General features: G+C 43.0%; 16 protein-coding genes. 10 read left to right on the top strand and 6 right to left on the bottom strand.

Annotated elements, in window-relative coordinates; all coding sequences use genetic code 11:
• Positions 1 to 44: 44 nt before the first annotated feature.
• From FEF09_RS13350 to FEF09_RS13305, 10 genes are all read left to right on the top strand, one after another.
• On the top strand, positions 45 to 560 hold the full coding sequence (locus FEF09_RS13350; RefSeq protein ID WP_186774331.1) for an RNA polymerase sigma factor: 516 nt from the start codon (positions 45 to 47) through the stop codon (positions 558 to 560).
• Positions 560 to 1,111, top strand: a complete 552-nt coding sequence (locus FEF09_RS13345; protein ID WP_146305580.1) for a hypothetical protein — start codon at positions 560 to 562, stop codon at positions 1,109 to 1,111. The genes FEF09_RS13350 and FEF09_RS13345 overlap by 1 nt, the downstream gene beginning before the upstream one ends.
• Positions 1,095 to 2,180: a DUF4097 family beta strand repeat-containing protein gene (locus FEF09_RS13340; protein ID WP_146305579.1), complete on the top strand. Its 1,086-nt coding sequence runs from the start codon at positions 1,095 to 1,097 to the stop codon at positions 2,178 to 2,180. The genes FEF09_RS13345 and FEF09_RS13340 overlap by 17 nt, the downstream gene beginning before the upstream one ends.
• A 42-nt stretch (positions 2,181 to 2,222) precedes the next feature.
• The gene (locus FEF09_RS13335; protein WP_146305578.1) at positions 2,223 to 2,957 is read left to right on the top strand and encodes a head GIN domain-containing protein; all 735 of its coding nucleotides are present in this window, start codon (positions 2,223 to 2,225) and stop codon (positions 2,955 to 2,957) included.
• 160 nt (positions 2,958 to 3,117) lie between these two features.
• On the top strand, positions 3,118 to 3,609 hold the full coding sequence (locus tag FEF09_RS13330) for a YajQ family cyclic di-GMP-binding protein (RefSeq protein WP_146305577.1): 492 nt from the start codon (positions 3,118 to 3,120) through the stop codon (positions 3,607 to 3,609).
• Between the two features lie 155 nt (positions 3,610 to 3,764).
• The gene (locus tag FEF09_RS13325) at positions 3,765 to 4,016 is read left to right on the top strand and encodes a type B 50S ribosomal protein L31 (RefSeq protein ID WP_012793782.1); all 252 of its coding nucleotides are present in this window, start codon (positions 3,765 to 3,767) and stop codon (positions 4,014 to 4,016) included.
• A 68-nt stretch (positions 4,017 to 4,084) separates the two neighbouring features.
• Complete coding sequence (locus FEF09_RS13320; RefSeq protein ID WP_146305576.1) at positions 4,085 to 5,254, top strand: putative sugar nucleotidyl transferase; 1,170 nt, start codon at positions 4,085 to 4,087, stop codon at positions 5,252 to 5,254.
• A 33-nt stretch (positions 5,255 to 5,287) separates the two neighbouring features.
• Positions 5,288 to 6,049: a triose-phosphate isomerase gene (tpiA, locus tag FEF09_RS13315; RefSeq protein ID WP_146305575.1), complete on the top strand. Its 762-nt coding sequence runs from the start codon at positions 5,288 to 5,290 to the stop codon at positions 6,047 to 6,049.
• Between the two features lie 316 nt (positions 6,050 to 6,365).
• Positions 6,366 to 6,974 carry a 2'-5' RNA ligase family protein gene (locus FEF09_RS13310; protein WP_146305574.1) on the top strand — a complete coding sequence of 203 codons (609 nt, stop codon included), beginning with the start codon at positions 6,366 to 6,368 and terminating at the stop codon, positions 6,972 to 6,974.
• Between the two features lie 670 nt (positions 6,975 to 7,644).
• Complete coding sequence (locus FEF09_RS13305; protein WP_146305573.1) at positions 7,645 to 7,920, top strand: acylphosphatase; 276 nt, start codon at positions 7,645 to 7,647, stop codon at positions 7,918 to 7,920.
• A gap of 526 nt (positions 7,921 to 8,446) precedes the next feature.
• Here the strand turns inward: FEF09_RS13305 and FEF09_RS13300 are convergent.
• From FEF09_RS13300 to FEF09_RS13275, 6 genes are all read right to left on the bottom strand, one after another.
• Entirely contained in the window at positions 8,447 to 9,577 is a 1,131-nt protein-coding gene (locus tag FEF09_RS13300; protein WP_146305572.1) for a C1 family peptidase, read from the bottom strand.
• Between the two features lie 105 nt (positions 9,578 to 9,682).
• On the bottom strand, positions 9,683 to 11,698 hold the full coding sequence (locus FEF09_RS13295; RefSeq protein WP_146305571.1) for a M56 family metallopeptidase: 2,016 nt from the start codon (positions 11,696 to 11,698) through the stop codon (positions 9,683 to 9,685).
• Positions 11,699 to 11,732: 34 nt separating this feature from the next.
• Positions 11,733 to 12,125: a BlaI/MecI/CopY family transcriptional regulator gene (locus FEF09_RS13290; RefSeq protein WP_146305570.1), complete on the bottom strand. Its 393-nt coding sequence runs from the start codon at positions 12,123 to 12,125 to the stop codon at positions 11,733 to 11,735.
• 442 nt (positions 12,126 to 12,567) lie between these two features.
• Positions 12,568 to 13,191, bottom strand: coding sequence for a hypothetical protein (locus tag FEF09_RS13285; protein WP_146305569.1), 624 nt, complete (start codon positions 13,189 to 13,191; stop codon positions 12,568 to 12,570).
• Between the two features lie 77 nt (positions 13,192 to 13,268).
• A complete protein-coding gene (locus tag FEF09_RS13280) occupies positions 13,269 to 14,135 on the bottom strand; it encodes a DUF4249 domain-containing protein (RefSeq protein ID WP_146305568.1) in 867 nt (288 codons plus the stop codon).
• Between the two features lie 24 nt (positions 14,136 to 14,159).
• Complete coding sequence (locus FEF09_RS13275; RefSeq protein ID WP_146305567.1) at positions 14,160 to 16,538, bottom strand: TonB-dependent receptor; 2,379 nt, start codon at positions 16,536 to 16,538, stop codon at positions 14,160 to 14,162.
• Between the last annotated feature and the right edge of the window lie 124 nt (positions 16,539 to 16,662).

Below are 16,662 nucleotides of genomic sequence, written 5' to 3'. Positions count from 1 at the left end.
CATCAGCCAACAACTTGAACAATACATCCATAACAGACCACCTGGTGTCCCGGTGTAAGAAAGGTGACACACTCGCATTCCGTGAGTTATACAATGCATATTCTGCTGCAATGTATAATATCTGTTTGCGTATGACGGGGAATCCGGCGGATGCCGAAGATACCTTGCAGGAGGCTTTTATGCAGGTGTTTAAAAATATAGAACGGCTGGAAAACGCAGGCAGCGTAACAGCATGGATCAAACGAATCGTTGTGAACCATTGCCTGAGCCACCTGCGTAGAAAGAAAGTATATTTTGAAGAAGTGGATAATATAGACGTCGAGGAAGAAACAGTAGTAGACGAATCAGATTTTGCTTGGACGGTAGCTGCTATAAAAGAGGCCATACATGTTTTGCCACATGGCTACCGTACCGTTCTTAACTTGTACATATTTGAAGAGTACTCACATAAAGAAATTGCTTCCATGCTGGACATTTCTGAGTCAACAGTGAAAACACAGTATATGCGTGCAAAAGATAAAGTGAGACAGATCATAAAACAGAGAAAATTAATACGCTGATGTCAGAAAATAGTTTTGAAGATTTTGTCCGACAGCATCGTCAGGAATTTGAAGCACCCGGTCCCGGCCCTCGGGTATGGGCCAACCTTGAAGAACAGCTTAATCCTCCCCGTAAAAACCGGGTGATCCAAATGATCGGCCGTCATTGGTTGAAAGCAGCTGCTATTCTGGTATTGCTGGTGAACAGCGTCATGATCTATCAGTTCCTGCAAATGAAAAAGTCGCAGCACCTGATCAATGTATCTCCTGAAATGCAGGAAGCGAAGACCTATTATACTTCGCAGATAGAGCAGCGGCTGGAGACAATTAAAAGTTATCCGAACTCCGTACTGGGACTGGATAGTGTAGGGCGTAAGGAACTGGAGTTACGCAATGAAACCTATCAGATGCTGGAAACAGAACTGATCCAGAATCCAGGTAATGAAAGAATTAAAGCAGCGATGGTCCGCTACTACCAGATGAAGCTGGACCTGCTTGATAAAATATTAGAAGAGCTGAGAGAAAAACAGCCCGTAAGCCAAAAGCAATCTAATTATGAAAGAGAGATTTAGTATCCTGTTATTGTTATTGCTACCTATACTCACCTATGGTAAGAAAGGAGACAGTGAATTTAAGAAGGTTATTGTAAAGGAATTCAGCACAAATCCTGGTACAACGCTAAGCGTTAGTAACAAGTATGGTAAGATCATTGTGCACACCTGGAATAAAAATGAAGTAAAGGCAACTATTACTATCACAGGTTTCGGCAAAAGCGTGGAGGAAGCCACCTCCATCGTAAATATGGTGGATATTGCACAGAATACTTCCGGCAATAGCGCCAGTCTGCAGACGGTGTATAATCCATCATCATCCGGCAGCAAATGGTTCTCCTGGGGAGGCAAAAAAGATTCGAAAGATTATGTGAACATCGATTATGAAATGTATGTTCCCGAGCGACTGGCACAATTGGTCCTCGATAACAACTTCGGCGATGTGATCACAGATGTACTGTCGTTTCCGGCATCTATAAAAATGAACTACTGCAACTACGATATCAAGGAAGCAGAAAGAACATTGGAGCTGAATATGAATTACTGTGATCGCGGCCGTATCGGTAAAGCGGAAACAGTAAATATCAGAGCTAACTATTCCAATCTTAAAAGCGATGCCATCGCTTCATTGACCACACGTTCCAATTACTGCGAATACAACCTCGGTACCGTGACGCATCTGGCCACAAACGGCAACTATGATGAATATAACATCAACAGGGTTGGTTCATTCAATGGTAAAAACACTTATACCGATTTTCGTTTTACAGAAGTCCAGTCAGAAATCAATTCAAAACTGGTGTATGGCGATCTGTCTGTAAAAGCGCTGGGCGCAGGTTTTAAAAGTGCTGAACTGCAACTGACATATACCGATGTAAAGCTGGGCATACCACAACGACTCGGTCTGCAAATCAGAGCACAGCTGAACAGCGGAGATGTCAGAACCGGCGAGCTTTCTCTGAAGAATATCTCCAGCATCAAAAAGAATTCACAATTAACATACTCGGCTTCCACGTCGAACGCAGACGACAGATCTGCCACCGTTACGGTGAATGGCGTGTATAGTGATATCAGCTTCGAAAGCCGTTAATGAATGTATCTGCAAAAAATCCTTCACCGTTAAATCTCATGTATGAAAACATTACGTTTAAACTGGGTACTGCCAGTAGCACTATTGCTGTTCACTATCACCGCGTCTGCCTTTAAAGTCCTCAATGAAAAAGTAAAGGGCAGTGGCAACATTAAATCAGAATCCCGTACAGAAGGACCGTTCAGAAGCATCAGTACTTCAGGTTCGTATAATGTGTATATCACGCCGGGTGCTAAAAACGATATCAGAATCGAGGCAGACGACAATCTGCTGCCATATATAGAAACAAAGCTGAGAGGGAACGATCTGGAAATTGGTACAAAAAGAGGATATGATATCAAGCCTTCTAAAACCATCAACATATATGTGACCATGGACCAGCTGGAAGAACTGAGTTCAAGTGGTAGCGGTGGATTCTACAGCAAAGGCAAACTGAAAGGAAATAACGTGAAATTCTCCTTCAGCGGCTCTACCAACACAGAGGTTGAGCTGGATGCCAGCAACCTGGAAGTAGAAGTATCCGGTTCCGGTCATCTGAATCTGAAAGGAAATATCCCATCCACCAAATATGAGATCTCAGGTACTGCCGATGTAGAAGCGCTGGATTTACAGTCTTCTGACGCGAAGGTCGCTATCTCCGGTACCGGTAAACTGGATATTACAGCGGAAAAGAAGCTGGATGTGAATGTTTCCGGTATGGGTAAGATCCGTTACAAAGGAACACCTGTGATCAACCAGTCTTCTTCAGGCATGGCTAAGATCACTAAAGTGGACTAAAGATAGTTGTTGGCTGCTTGTAGCAGATACAATGCAGCCTGTTACCGGAAGGCATTCCGTTAACACACCCCGGGTATGGTCCCGGGGTTTTTTATATAATGCAGTATTGGTTTATATTTGTAGCCCTTAAGTAATTAGTAGATTATTAAAATATTTCAGCATGCCATCCTTTGATATTGTTAGCAAAGTGGATACACAGACACTTGATAATGCGATAAACACCGTTAAAAAGGAGATTACCAACAGGTACGACTTTAAAGATTCGCATGTAAGTATTGAATTGAATAAGAAGGAACTGGGCCTGACCATAGAGGTAGACAGCGACATGAAGCTGGGCCAGGTAATTGACGTCCTGATCAGTCGTACAATGCGTCAGGGACTGGACGGTAACATTTTCGACCTGAGTAAAGAACATTACCAGAGCGGAAAGGTGGTAAAAAAAGACGTTCCTATCAGAAATGGTATTAAACAGGAAGATGCCAAGAAGCTGGTTAAGTTGATCAAAGATTCCGGAGCTAAGGTACAGGCGGCCATTATGGACGATATTGTAAGGGTGACTGGTAAGAAGATCGATGATTTACAGGAGGTTATACAGAAGACGAAAGAAGCGAACTTAGGTATTCCTTTACAATATATAAATATGAAGAGCTAAAATATTTAGTCTTCAGTTGTGTTTTTTGAAAAATTATTTTACCTTTGCACCCTGTCTAATAATATTGGTATGAAACCAAGCATGGCATTCATCATGCATCAGAAGAATGAATATGCGGGGTTGCATCTGGTAACAAAAAGAAAATTAACATTCAGATGAAACAGGGAATCCATCCAGAAAGCTACAGATTTGTAGTATTCAAAGATATGTCAAACGGTACTAGCTTTTTAAGCCGTTCTACCGCTCCTTCCAAAGAAACTATCACCTGGGAAGATGGTAACGAGTACCCGGTAATTAAGCTGGAAATTTCTAATACTTCTCACCCTTTCTATACTGGTAAGAACGTATTGGTGGATACAGCAGGACGTATCGACAAATTCAACAAGCGTTACGCTAAGAAAGCCTAATCAGGCCTCTAAAATATTTTCAAGAATCCCATCGGCATTTTCGATGGGATTTTTTATTTTTATCCCCTATGAAGCGGAATTACATTCTTTTAGACACGCCCGCCCGAGAGTTGTTATATCCCTTCACTCATACAAGACCGGTTGCAGCCTGCCGTATAGGTATTCTGACCATCCGGGAGAAATGGGAGCACTGGTTGAATACCGCTATCAGCCACTTTACTGTCCCTTATTTACAACAAAAATATCCGCTTAAAAAAGATGAGACCGTGCCGGCAGTCCTGATTGCAGGAAATGTACTGCCAGATGAGGCATTGGTACAGGCTATAGCTGAGCTGCAGCAAGGTCAGGGACTCTTTAAGTCCCATGAATTAATTGCTAAGGTGACTCCGGGAGACCAACCAGATGCTGCACCTATAGAACGAAAAGAGTATCTTGGCGAAATATCAGTGGTGAGGAAGCCGTGGGACTTCTTTTTGCTGAACGACAAGGCACTGCGCAGTGATTTTGCCTTGCTGACAAAAGGAAGGATATCCGCACCTGTCAGTGATACGAATAAAGTGAGTGGTTCAGAGCAGATGTTTCTGGAGGAAGGAGCAGTGGTGGAACATAGCGTCCTGAATGCCCTGACTGGTCCTATTTATATAGGCAGAAATGCGGAGATCATGGAAGGTTGTCTGGTAAGAGGACCGCTGGCAATGGGAGAGAAAGCCGTGCTGAAAATGGGAACCAAAGTGTACGGTGCCACCACCCTCGGGCCTGGTAGTGTAGGAGGGGGAGAGATTAAAAACGTGGTGATGTTTGGTTATTCCAATAAAGGACATGATGGTTATCTGGGAGATGCGGTGATCGGGGAATGGTGTAATCTGGGGGCCAATGCGACCTGTTCTAATCTGAAGAATAACGGGAGTGTGGTGAGAGTATGGGTAGAAGCTTTGCAACAGGCAGAACCGGCAGGTACCAAATGTGGATTGCTGATGGGGGATTACAGCCGTTGTGGCATCGGTACGATGCTGAATACGGGTACAGTGATAGGCGCATCCTGTAATATCTTTGGTGCAGACTTTCCGCCTAAATTTGTGCCTTCCTTTTCATGGGGTGGTGCAGGAAAGATAGAACGTTACCGTATAGCACAGGCGCTACGCGATATCGAAACCTGGATGCGCTTCAAAGGACAGGAGATGACGGAAACAGACAAACAGGTACTGGAAGTTTTGTTTGCGAAACTTTCAGATGATTAATAAACCTTTTTAAAAATCAATATAGCGATAGACATGAGAAAAAAAATCGTTGCTGGAAACTGGAAAATGAACCTGACCCTCGGACAGGCAGAACAGCTGATCAATGACATCCTGCAGGCTGGCCTGCGTTTGACGGAAGGACAGGAAGTGGTAGTTGCCGCACCTTTTCCATACCTGTTGAAAGCAAAGGCATTATTGAAAAATACGCCCGGTTTTTACGTGGCAGCTCAGAACTGTGCATCTGAGAAATCTGGTGCATATACTGGTGAGGTATCTGCAGAAATGCTGGCTTCTATTGGTGTTGACTACGTGATACTGGGTCACTCTGAAAGAAGAGAGTATTTTCAGGAAAGCAATGCTGTACTGGCAAAGAAAATTGATCTGGCGCTGGCAAACGGCATCAAACCAATCTTTTGCTGCGGTGAGCCACTGGAAATAAGAAAAGCAGAAACACAGAACGAATTCGTTGCAAAACAACTGGAGGAAAGTCTTTATCACCTGACGGAAGAGCAACTGAAAAATGTAGTTATCGCTTATGAGCCAATCTGGGCAATCGGTACTGGTCTGACAGCGAGCGCTGCACAGGCTCAGGATATGCATGCTTTTATCAGAGGCCAGATCGCTGCTAAATATGGCAGAGAAGCGGCTTTACGCCTGACTATCCAGTATGGTGGCAGTGCAAAACCTTCTAACGCAGGAGAATTATTTGCTTGTCCTGATGTGGATGGTGGTCTGATCGGTGGTGCTTCATTAGTAGCTGCTGATTTCCTGGCTATCGTTAGTCATCTGGGATAATTAATTCATAGAATATATCAGGGAAGCGGACCGGAAGGTCCGCTTTTTTTATTATCAGTAGGCTGACAAGAGTGGCCGAATTACACACTGTATTTCAAAAGACTTAAGTGATTAAAAAGCTTGTTTTCAGGCCGGATACTAAAAAAATAAGCCCTCATATTTTGATATAAGTTGTTTAAAATCATTATGATACAGTTTAAAGCGAAATTAATTAGCACAAAATGCTAAAAATATTAGTATTTCAATAAAAGATTCCTATATTTGTATTGTCAATATTCAAGTAACCAGTACATCTTAATTTAAAAACTACTTGGTTATGCATACAGATAACACACTTGCATTTGAACAGGAACCATTGTTTGATTACTTGTTGGTAGTAAGTCCAGGTACTAGTATTGCCAATGATGTAACCGCATTAAAGCAGTTAGTTGCCCAGGAACTGGGAATGTACGGTAGTCGCTTTTCCAAGGCGCATATCAGTCTTTTCAGATCTGTATTCCCTGAGAGATTCCAGGAAGATTTCGTTCATATGCTGGATGATATCGCCAGAAAACAATCAGGCTTCACGTTATATACCTCAAAGTTTGACCATTTTGAACACGGACCGGAGAAACGAACTATCTACGTCAATGTAGCGAATCCCAAACCTCTCGTTGAGCTACATAAGAAAATACTGCAGGAGTTTGATATAAAGCCGGGAACATTTAAGCCGCATATCACCATCGCCAGAGCTATCAGTACACCTGAATTTGATAAAGTGTATGATCATTTTTACAATCAGGTTTTTGTACGGAGTTTTCAGTGTAAGAGCTTTATGCTGTTACGCAAGCCGGCAAGTGGTGGTCACTACGAGCCTGTAAAAGAATTCATATTCGGAGATGAAGCAGTTCAGCAGGATATTAACCTGTTTAATTACGCAGCATAACCTATGCAACTTTTTGTCAACGGCTTTTATTCAATGTTTGTTAACCCGATTTCGTTGCTGCTGTTACGACTATCTTATGTAGTCTATGTGTTCCTGATGTTTCATGTAATCATGTATCCCATGTATTTCGTTATGGAGGTAAAGGCTGTTGTAGGTAAGTGCTAATACTGGTAAAGATTAAATACTAGTAGGCTAATGCTGGTAAGTGCTAATACTGGTAAAGGTTAAATACTGGTAAGTGCTAATACTGGTAAAGATTAAATGCTAGTGGAGGCTAATGAAGGCAAGTGCTATTACTGGTAAAGATTAAATACTAGTAAAGGCTAATGCTGGTAGGTGCTAATACTGGTAAAGGTTAAATACTGGTAAGTGCTAATACTGGTAAAGATTAAATGCTAGTGGAGGCTAATGAAGGCAAGTGCTATTACTGGTAAAGATTAAATACTAGTAAAGGCTAATGCTGGTAAGTGCTAATACTGGTAAAGGTTAAATACTAGTAAATGCTAATACTGGTAAAGGTCATATACTAGTAAAGCTAAGGTTGATAAATACCGATATTGGTCAATGCTAAGCCTTTCAGTCACTCTACCGATTTTAATTTTTCCTTTTACCGGGCTGTTTGTAGTTTTGGATAGTAAGATCATTACTCATCCACTATTAAGCCGCTTATATGGAAAAGATACACAAGGAAATCCTGGTGAAAGGCAGGGTACAAGGCGTATACTTCAGAGCCAGTGCCAAAAATACTGCCGATGATCTTGGTATTACAGGCGAGGTAAAGAATTTACCTGACGGCAATGTGTTTATTACTGCGGAAGGAGATGAACACACTATGGAGTCATTTATAGCCTGGTGCCGGCAGGGGCCGCCTTTTGCAAAGGTGACAGAGCTGGTAATTACTGTTGCGCCTTTGCAGAATTATAACGCGTTTGAGGTGGTGAGGTAACGGTGATTTATGCTGACTAAAGTATAGGAGAGCCCGGAAATCTTGAATCTGAAGAGATGAGACGAGGCAGTTTTAGTCCTGTTTCGATTGAGATAGTAATTTAAAAGGCTTAGGGCAGTTGAGATTGAAGCAATGAGACAGGCAGTTTTGGCCTCCTTGTGATTGATATAGTAGTGCAGGAAGGCTTTCGCTGAAATTGAGGCAATGAGCATCATGAACGATAGTCTTATCTGTTTTACTTTGAAGCCTTGAGTCAACTGATCACTCAAACCCGTTGAAATGATAAAGATCTGCAACAGCAGTGAGTGACAACAGGTCACTGGTGTGAACAGACACGATATATAAAGGATTTTCCCCGATAGCGATATTGTTATTGTAGCATTTTTAATACGCTGTTTCCCTCAAACAAATGACCATGAAAAAGGGCAGTCTTGTGATTTCACAAGGCTGCCCTTTTTCATATACACAGTCTGTGTCGATCGTTGTCAGAGGCTGTAATACCGGTTTTACCGCATAACAACCTTATTTATTTTACAGCCAGTTTACCACTCAGCGACTTTTCCAGTGCAGCTTTCGGAACAATAATCGTAATAGTATTGATCGCGAAATAAGGAACTGATACCTTGATGAAACCATCAAAAGGACCGGATTTGCTGCCATAGGAATTTTTTACAATGAAAAATTCCTTGCCTTTCCCGGTTTTACCGATACCGGTAATGTGCATCAGGTGGTCATCTTCTGTAACAAGTTCGTCGAATAACTGCTGACGCTCTTCCTGTGAATAATCTTTCTCTTCCACATCAGGGTTGATCACAGCGCCACGTGTGAGTGAATCAGCTACTGGCCGTAATGCATATCCTTTTCCTACCATGAAACCACGGTTGCTAACGTCAGCATCCCATAATACCGTATATCCTTTTTCCACAGCAGTTTTAGCAATGTCGATCATTTCTTTCAACGGAATGTTATAGTACGCACCGTTGGAAACGTTATCAGGTACTTCGATAATGAAGGAGCTGTAAAAAGGATGATGTGTAAAGGACGTCAGACTGACATAATCATCCGCATTGAATTTTACGACCTCTTTCGCGAAAGTTTTAGGAGTGTAGGAGTGCCCTTTATACGTAAAGGTGGCAGGTACAGTACCAAGGTATTTATCCATAATAGCATTAAAGCCATCTTCCCAGTTCGTAGGAATGGGTCTTTTAAGCTTCAGAATGCTGTCAAGGTAAGTACGCAGCTGTCCGACCATCTCAGCGTGATCATGCCATTCCTGCCCCTCTTTAAGCCCACTGTAGGCTTCTTCCGGAACGATACCATATGTCGCAACGGCGCGCAGCACATCATGTCCCAGTCCACCTTCATCAAAACGGGTAAAACCCTGTCTGTGGATATAATTTTCAGCCTTTTCGCGATAGATATTGCGTACAGTGAACATTTCAGAAAGGTCCAGTGCCTGTTGTCCTTCACGGAGACAGGCTGATTCGATCATCGAGGTAGTAGAGAAACACCAGCAGGTGCCGGTATTGGCCTGATTCTTTACAGGCGTGTAGGGGTTGTTCCTGATGATTTTAATTTCTTCCAGAGACCTGGTAGTCTCCTGTGCCTGGCTTTGTATGGTAAAAACCAATGCCAGCAATGTAGCAGCTATTCTCATATGTAAAGTGAGGTTTGATACCTAAAGATAAGGGGTAATAACATACAAAAAGCGCTACTGCTGTATGAACGGCAGTAGCGCATATAATGGCGGAAAAAAGTATGTTTAGTGTTCGTTTGCGTTGATTTTCAGACTCCCTTTTTGGCCTTTGATAGAGAGTTCGTCAACACTGCCGATCAGGTCAGCGTATTTTTTCAGTACATCGTCAGACTGGCGCACGCCATTCACAGTTAATACATCGCCTTTCTTTTCGATGCTAAACTTTCCGTCGGCATCGATAAGTTTATCATCTGCCATTTTTTGGATCAGCGTTTTGTACTTGCCGGAAACCTTTTCATTCGCAGCGGCGGCTTCATCTTTGATCTTTTGATTCGTCTGTTCGATTTCCTGCTGGGACTGTTCAACTTCCTTCTGTGCATTGATGATTTCCTGACGGGTCTTCTCCATCATTTCTTTCATTTCTTTGCTGTTCAGCATTTTCTGAGACTCTTCTATACTTTTCTGTATAGTCTGGCGCATCTCATCGGAAGTAGCCATGGCCATTGCCAGTTTAGCGCTTTCCATGCCTTTGCGGATCTGCTCCTGCATCATGTCCGGGTCTATCTTTATACCTTGCGCCGCCGCTTCCTTCATGCTATTTCTGAGATCTTGACGCATTTCATCCCAGTTGATCTCTTTTATCGCGTTGGTCATGTCTTTGTTTACCTGTTTCCAGTCAACCTGTTTCATGGCCTGTGACACTTCTTTGTTGATCTGATCCCAATCAACATTTTTCATTGCCTGCTTTACTTCGTCATTGATTTTCTGCCAGTCGATGTTCTTCATGGCATTCGCCACTTCTGAATTCATCTTGCTCCAGTCAATGTTTTCCATGGCTTTTTTGGCCGCTTCCATGCTGGTATTATAATTTTCCATTAATACCCTGTCACGCTCTTTTTCACGTTCTTCTTTAGTAGCAGGAACCGTGTCGTTCAGCAAAGTGGTAATATTGGCCGCATGAAAGACGATCGGATGACCAGTAGCAGGCGCCAGCGGAGCCGGGATGATATTATTATCAGCAGCTTTCTGTTTGTCAGACTGTTTTTCTTTGCGCGGAGGGTTTAACCATGCAATGGATACAAGGCCAACGGCAATGATCATGACAGCTAATAACTTTTGCGTATAGTTGATATTTTTAGTTTTCATTTCCATGATACGTTTGATACGGTGAAATAAATGTTGTTTGTTGTCGGCTGCTGCCATGGCGAGCGAGTTGACTGTTAACCGGTATTCTTCTAACGCGACCAGGGCTTTAGCATAATGCAGCGGTTGTACCTGATTTTTTAGTACAAGATCATCGCAGCAGTGTTCTCTTTCAAGGCGGATGTTTTTAGAAATCCACCATATAAAAGGATTAAAAAATAAAATGGTTTCAACAATTGATTGGAAGATATTCAATAGATAATCATTGCGTTTGATGTGCGCCAGTTCATGCAGCAAAATGGCTTCCAGCTGTTCTGCTGTGAGATTGTTGAACATGGCTATCGGTAGCAGGATAACAGGTTTCAGGAAACCTATCATTACGGGTACTTGGATGTACTGCGATATCAGCAATTTCACCTTGCGGGGAATACGGAGCTGATTTTTCAGTTTGGTCAGGTGCTTTTCCCATACTTCGTCAATGGGGAATACCTGCTTTTTTCTGATCTGTTGCAGTTGTACAAGATCAACTGATAATTTGATAGTCATAACTGCCACGCCCGCCACATAAATGGCGACCAATACCGGAAACCACATTTCCAGCGTAGGAAACAGCGTTGTAAGTTGTGACTGACTTTTATAGATAACCGGTACCTCCACAGCAGAAGACTGCCTGATGCCGGTTTCTATCATGAACTGAGCGGCTGCATGTACCCTCCTCACTGCCTCTATCTGCTGCCAGAGCGTAACGGAAAACCAGGTGAAAATGCCTGTCAATGAAATATACGACAGGTTGTATTTTATGCTGGAGCCCGCCTGTGGCCAGAGATACAGTACAAGACGTAAACAGGCAAAAATGAAGAAGGCCTGCCAGAATGAGTGCAGAAGTGCCCAGCCGAAAGCCTGGATCACATCTGCAGTGAAGGGGAGTTGTGCAGTCATGATAGTGGTATTAGATGCGCCAGTAGCGCCGGGTTTACTTTTTCTGTTGTTGCTCTATCTCATTCAGATACTGCTTGATCTTGTCCAGTTCCTCCTGTGAAGAACGATGATTACCCAGTGCCTGCATAACCAGCTGTGTGGCTGATCCGTTAAACACAGTATCGATCATTTTTGTCAGTAACTGTTGCTGTGTGCTTTCCTGAGAAATAGCAGCTTCATAGACATGCGTCTTGCTGCTGGTATCCCTTTTGAGCAACCCTTTCTCATGCATAATCTGCATCAGTTTAAGGGTAGTTGTATAACCGGCGTCTTTGCTTTTCTCTAATATCTCATGCACTTCCCTCACAGTACCTGCGCCTTTTTCCCATAATATCCCCAGGATCTCCAGTTCACTTTCTGTAGGCTTGTAATTTTTTGCGGTACTCATTTGTTTTCAATGATTATATGATCTACGAATATCTTCGTAAACAAATGTACGACAAGTTTCGTAATTGCCAAATCCGAAGGGGATTTTTTTTAAAAAATAAAGAAAGAGGAAAAAATAGGGGAGAAGCCGGGAGGGTTTTTAAGTCTGATATACCGTCTCCATAAAGTGGATGATTCCCGCATAACGCCACTTTTTTGTATTTCCGTGGCTTTTTTATATTCGTAACAAGTGCTGTTATTATCTTTTTTGCAGGCCCTAATGATCATCTGCAGGTCTGGTGCTGCTGTACTGAAGAGGTCTGGTTTTATTCTTTTGTTATCCAGCCCGCAAAGCCCGTTCATGTGAATATAAAAACAAGAAAAGGCATGTTGCCCATTCCTGCATGAAATCGTTCAGCGAAATGGGCAACAATGCCTTGTAGAAAACATATCGGGAAGCAATATTAGAACTTACCTGCTTTCAGACCGACATTTAAAGATGGACCACCTATCTTGCCATCTGTAATACCGGCTGTGCTGGACCCCGCAATGTAACGGTAGGATGCTCCGACATCAAGACGCAGGAATTTTGTGATATTGATTTCCAGATTGGCGAAAGGTTCTGCAACGAAGAAACCACTCTGGTCATATACGCTGTTGTGATCCCAATCGTCGTTCTCCCATCTGTTTTTATCCCGGCGACCTACACCGCCACCACCTAATAATGCACCTGCCGTCCAGTGTACCAGTTTGTCCGAATTATGGATATACTCAGCCACAAAACCGGTGTACCAGAGGTTTACATATTCCTTGTATCCTGCGGTATTTAGTGTTGGCAGGTCCACGTTATTCACCAGTGAATAAGCACCTGCACCGAGCATGATCTTGCCATTCAGTAATACACCACCGTAACCGCCTGTCAGCAATCCAAATTTACCATCAATGGGTGTAAATTTGGCTGCAGGCACCCCATATGCCCCTATAGTTGTTTTTTTGCCTTTTTTCGCAGAAAATAAAGTTTCCTGATTGGATTGTGCAAACGTCTGCTGTGCCGCTAGCACCAGGAGTGCTGCCAGAATCTTTTTCATAAAATTGTATTAGTGTTGTTGGAAAGAATGCCGGCTAAGAGACAGGCCCTTAGCCAGCTATTATGATAGTGAGAGATTTATTCTATTACGCGCTCTTTGCTGCTTACTGCTGAAGTACCAAACCAGCCAAGGATCCTTGTTTTGCCTCCGCTTGTTTTATTGATGACATTACTTTTTACATTCTCCAGCACCTTTGCAAACAGACCGCCCGAGTTGATTTGCTCATCTACCTGTGTCAGGAAGAAATGGCTCTGGTAGGTGAGTGAACGCAGTTTGACGATCACTTTTTCATTTTTCTGGAAAGGCTTGTCAAAGTCAGTCACTGCTTCCTGTATAGGCAGAATAAAAGAGGAACCGTCCTTTACACTTTGATCGAAATAACCATCCACAGAGAATGCATCGCCTACTTTATGCTGCAGATCATTTCTGTAAGAACGCATCCAGTAGTAATCTACGCCACCTTCGATGTCTTTTGCATGAAACTTGGCCACATACCCATCCTCTGAAACGAAGTTTTCCTCTTTAGTCTGAAATTTGTAGGAGATAGAATCAATCACCGTATTTCTTTTGATCGTATCAATCGCTTCAAATACTTCTGTTCCATATTCTACTTTCAGTCTGTAAGCATGTCCTGTTACGCCGATGGTTTCATTGTCTCCGGGATCGTAAGTGTAATTGCCATCCTTGAAAGTAAATGGATATGATTTATTCGCTGTTTCATCGAAGAGCGTGATCACTGCATCACCGATTACAGGAGATGGCGTCTGATCTGTATATGGAACTGATTTCGTAAATCTGATTTTCTGTACACCTGGTTCTGTCGTGATCCAGGCATCCAGCACCGGATAAGAAGTGCCTTTTGCAACGTCAATATCCACTACATCCTCGCAGGCTGTAAAAGCGGCTGCTATCACCAGTAATATGCTGAGTCTGATCTTTTTCATCTGTATTGTGTTTTGCGGATGTTTTTAGAATTTGAAGTTATAGGTGATACCCGGGATGATAGAACCTATGATGGAAAGACGAACCGCTTCTTTTTTAGATGGATCATCTTCATTCTGTCTGAAGTAAACGGTATAAGCATTTCTGCGACCATATACATTGTAGAGCGAGAATACCCATTCTCCTTTCCAACGGTGCAGTTGTTTTCCTTTCAGCGTTAATGACATATCCAACCGGTGGAAAGAAGGCAGTCTGTAGTTGTTACGCTTATCAGTACTGTTGTAAGGAATATCCCAGTCCTGGAATTCCAGCCGGCTGTCGGCAAAAGTAGCTGGTGTTCCTGACGCATAAACCCAGTTGGCGGAAAGAGAGGTGCGTTTTGATAACTCATGCGTAATAACCAGATTCAGGTTATGTGTACGGTCATAACGGTTCAGGAACCATTCATCTTTGCTGATGCCGGTTGTTTGTCTTTCGGAACGGGACAACGTATAACTTACCCATCCGGTGGTCTTGCCTACTTCCTTCTTTGCCATCAGTTCCAGACCATATGAACGGCTGTGTGATTGCAACAGATCTGCTTCAATCTGCTGGTTCAGCTCCAGATTAGCATTGTCGATATAATCCAGCTGGTTCTCCATATTCTTGTAGAACGCTTCACCAGAGATTTCAAAGACACCGGAAGGAGCATCGTATACATATCCGATAGTGTATTGATCAGCCACCTGTGGTTTAATATTGTTGGTACTTGGTGTCCAGATATCCAGCGGTGTCGGAGATGCGGTGTTGGACAACTGATGCATGAACTGTGTGGTACGTGCATAAGATGCTTTCACAGCATGATTCGATGTCAGTGCATAACGGGCCGTAATCCTTGGTTCCAGATAACTGTAAGCTTTGATCAGTTCGTTCGCACCATATTGTTTTGTACCGGTCAGTGTTCTGCGGATGCCCGGTGTGGTATCATTGTAGTAGTAAGCAGTACCTTTACCAAGATACTGGTAAGAAGAAAGACGCACACCATACTGTACACCGAATTTATCGCTCGGCTTCCACTCGTGATCCAGATAAGCTGCTGCTTCCAGTCCATGCTGCTGTGTCAGTTCCTTCACAGAAGTTTCATCGCCTTCCACACCGGTACCTGTACCCGGTTTGAAGGTATAGTAAAGCCCCTGCAGACCAAAGTGCACGCTATTATGTGTATTGATGTAGTAAGTGAAGGCTGGTTTCACACCATAGTTGATGATGTTGGATGTCCATTTGTAACGCTGCGAATCTTCTCCCGCACCTTTCTGACTTTCGTTGTTGAAATCCAGTGTGTAATCATAGTTACTGTAGAAGGTAGTCAGGTTCAGGAAAGTTTTGTTCGTGAATACATGGTTCCAGCGTACAGTTGCCGTTTTATTACCCCAGTTCATATTCACCTGTGTACCAAATCCGAATACATCGCGACCAAGATAACCACTGGCGAAGAGGGTATTGTTCTTGTTCAGCTTGTAGTTCACTTTCGCAGTCAGGTCATAGAAATTCAGCTTGGTATCTTTCATGTCTCCTTTCAGGAAGGGTTTCATGAGGATATCGATATAAGAACGACGGGCGGCAATAATGAAAGAAGATTCATCTTTCTTCAGCGGACCTTCCACTGCTACTCTGCTGAATACATTGCTTATACCCCCATTTACGTTGAATTTCTGGTTGTTTCCATCCTTCATGCGTATATCAAGTACAGAGGAGGTACGGCCGCCGTATTCAGCCGGAAAACCGCCTTTAATGAGATTGATGGTTTTTACTGCATCCGGGTTGAATACAGAGAAGAAACCGAGCATATGGGTAGAGTTATATACAGGGGCTTCATCCAGCAGGATGAGGTTTTCATCAGCCGCACCACCGCGTACGTTAAAACCGTTGGCGCCTTCACCCACCGTGTTTACTCCCGGCAATGTCTGGATAGAACGCAGTACATCTACCTCACCCATGAAAGTGGGCATCTTTTTCATCTGCGCGATGTCCAGTCTGTTCAGACTTGTAGTGAGTGTATTAACCGCTTTCTCCTGTTTATTGCCGGTTACAGTGATGGTGCTTAACTGAGAACTGGATTTCTCCAGTTTCATGTCCAGTGTTTTGTTGGCTTTCAGCGAAACATTCATTTTGATTGTTCCATAGCCTATATAAGAGAACTGGATCTCATGATCACCTGCGGGGAGTGTCAGGGAATAGAAACCGTATTCGTTCGTTACGGTGCCCAGGCTGGTACCTGCTTTTGCTACAGTAATGCCGATAAGGCTTTCACCATTTTGCTGGTCTTTTACATAACCACTGATCGTGTATCGTTGTTGTGCATGTACATAGCTTACCTGCATAAGCAGCAGGCATACGCCCAGCAGCATAAGTAATCTTGTCTTCATATAAGGTACTTGTATTGTTTAGTAGCGGATAGCTGGCTATAACATTTTTGTTACGCATATATGACGAGGAGAGATAAGACTACCCCTAGAAGTGCCCTTAAATTTTTTTTAAATGTATAAGTTA

Origin of the sequence: Chitinophaga pinensis, assembly GCF_007896845.1 — a bacterium.
GTDB classification, from domain to species: Bacteria; Bacteroidota; Bacteroidia; order Chitinophagales; family Chitinophagaceae; genus Chitinophaga; species Chitinophaga pinensis_C.
The sequence above is the reverse complement of the archived record's forward strand: the minus strand, read 5'-3'. Positions and strand labels throughout refer to the sequence as shown.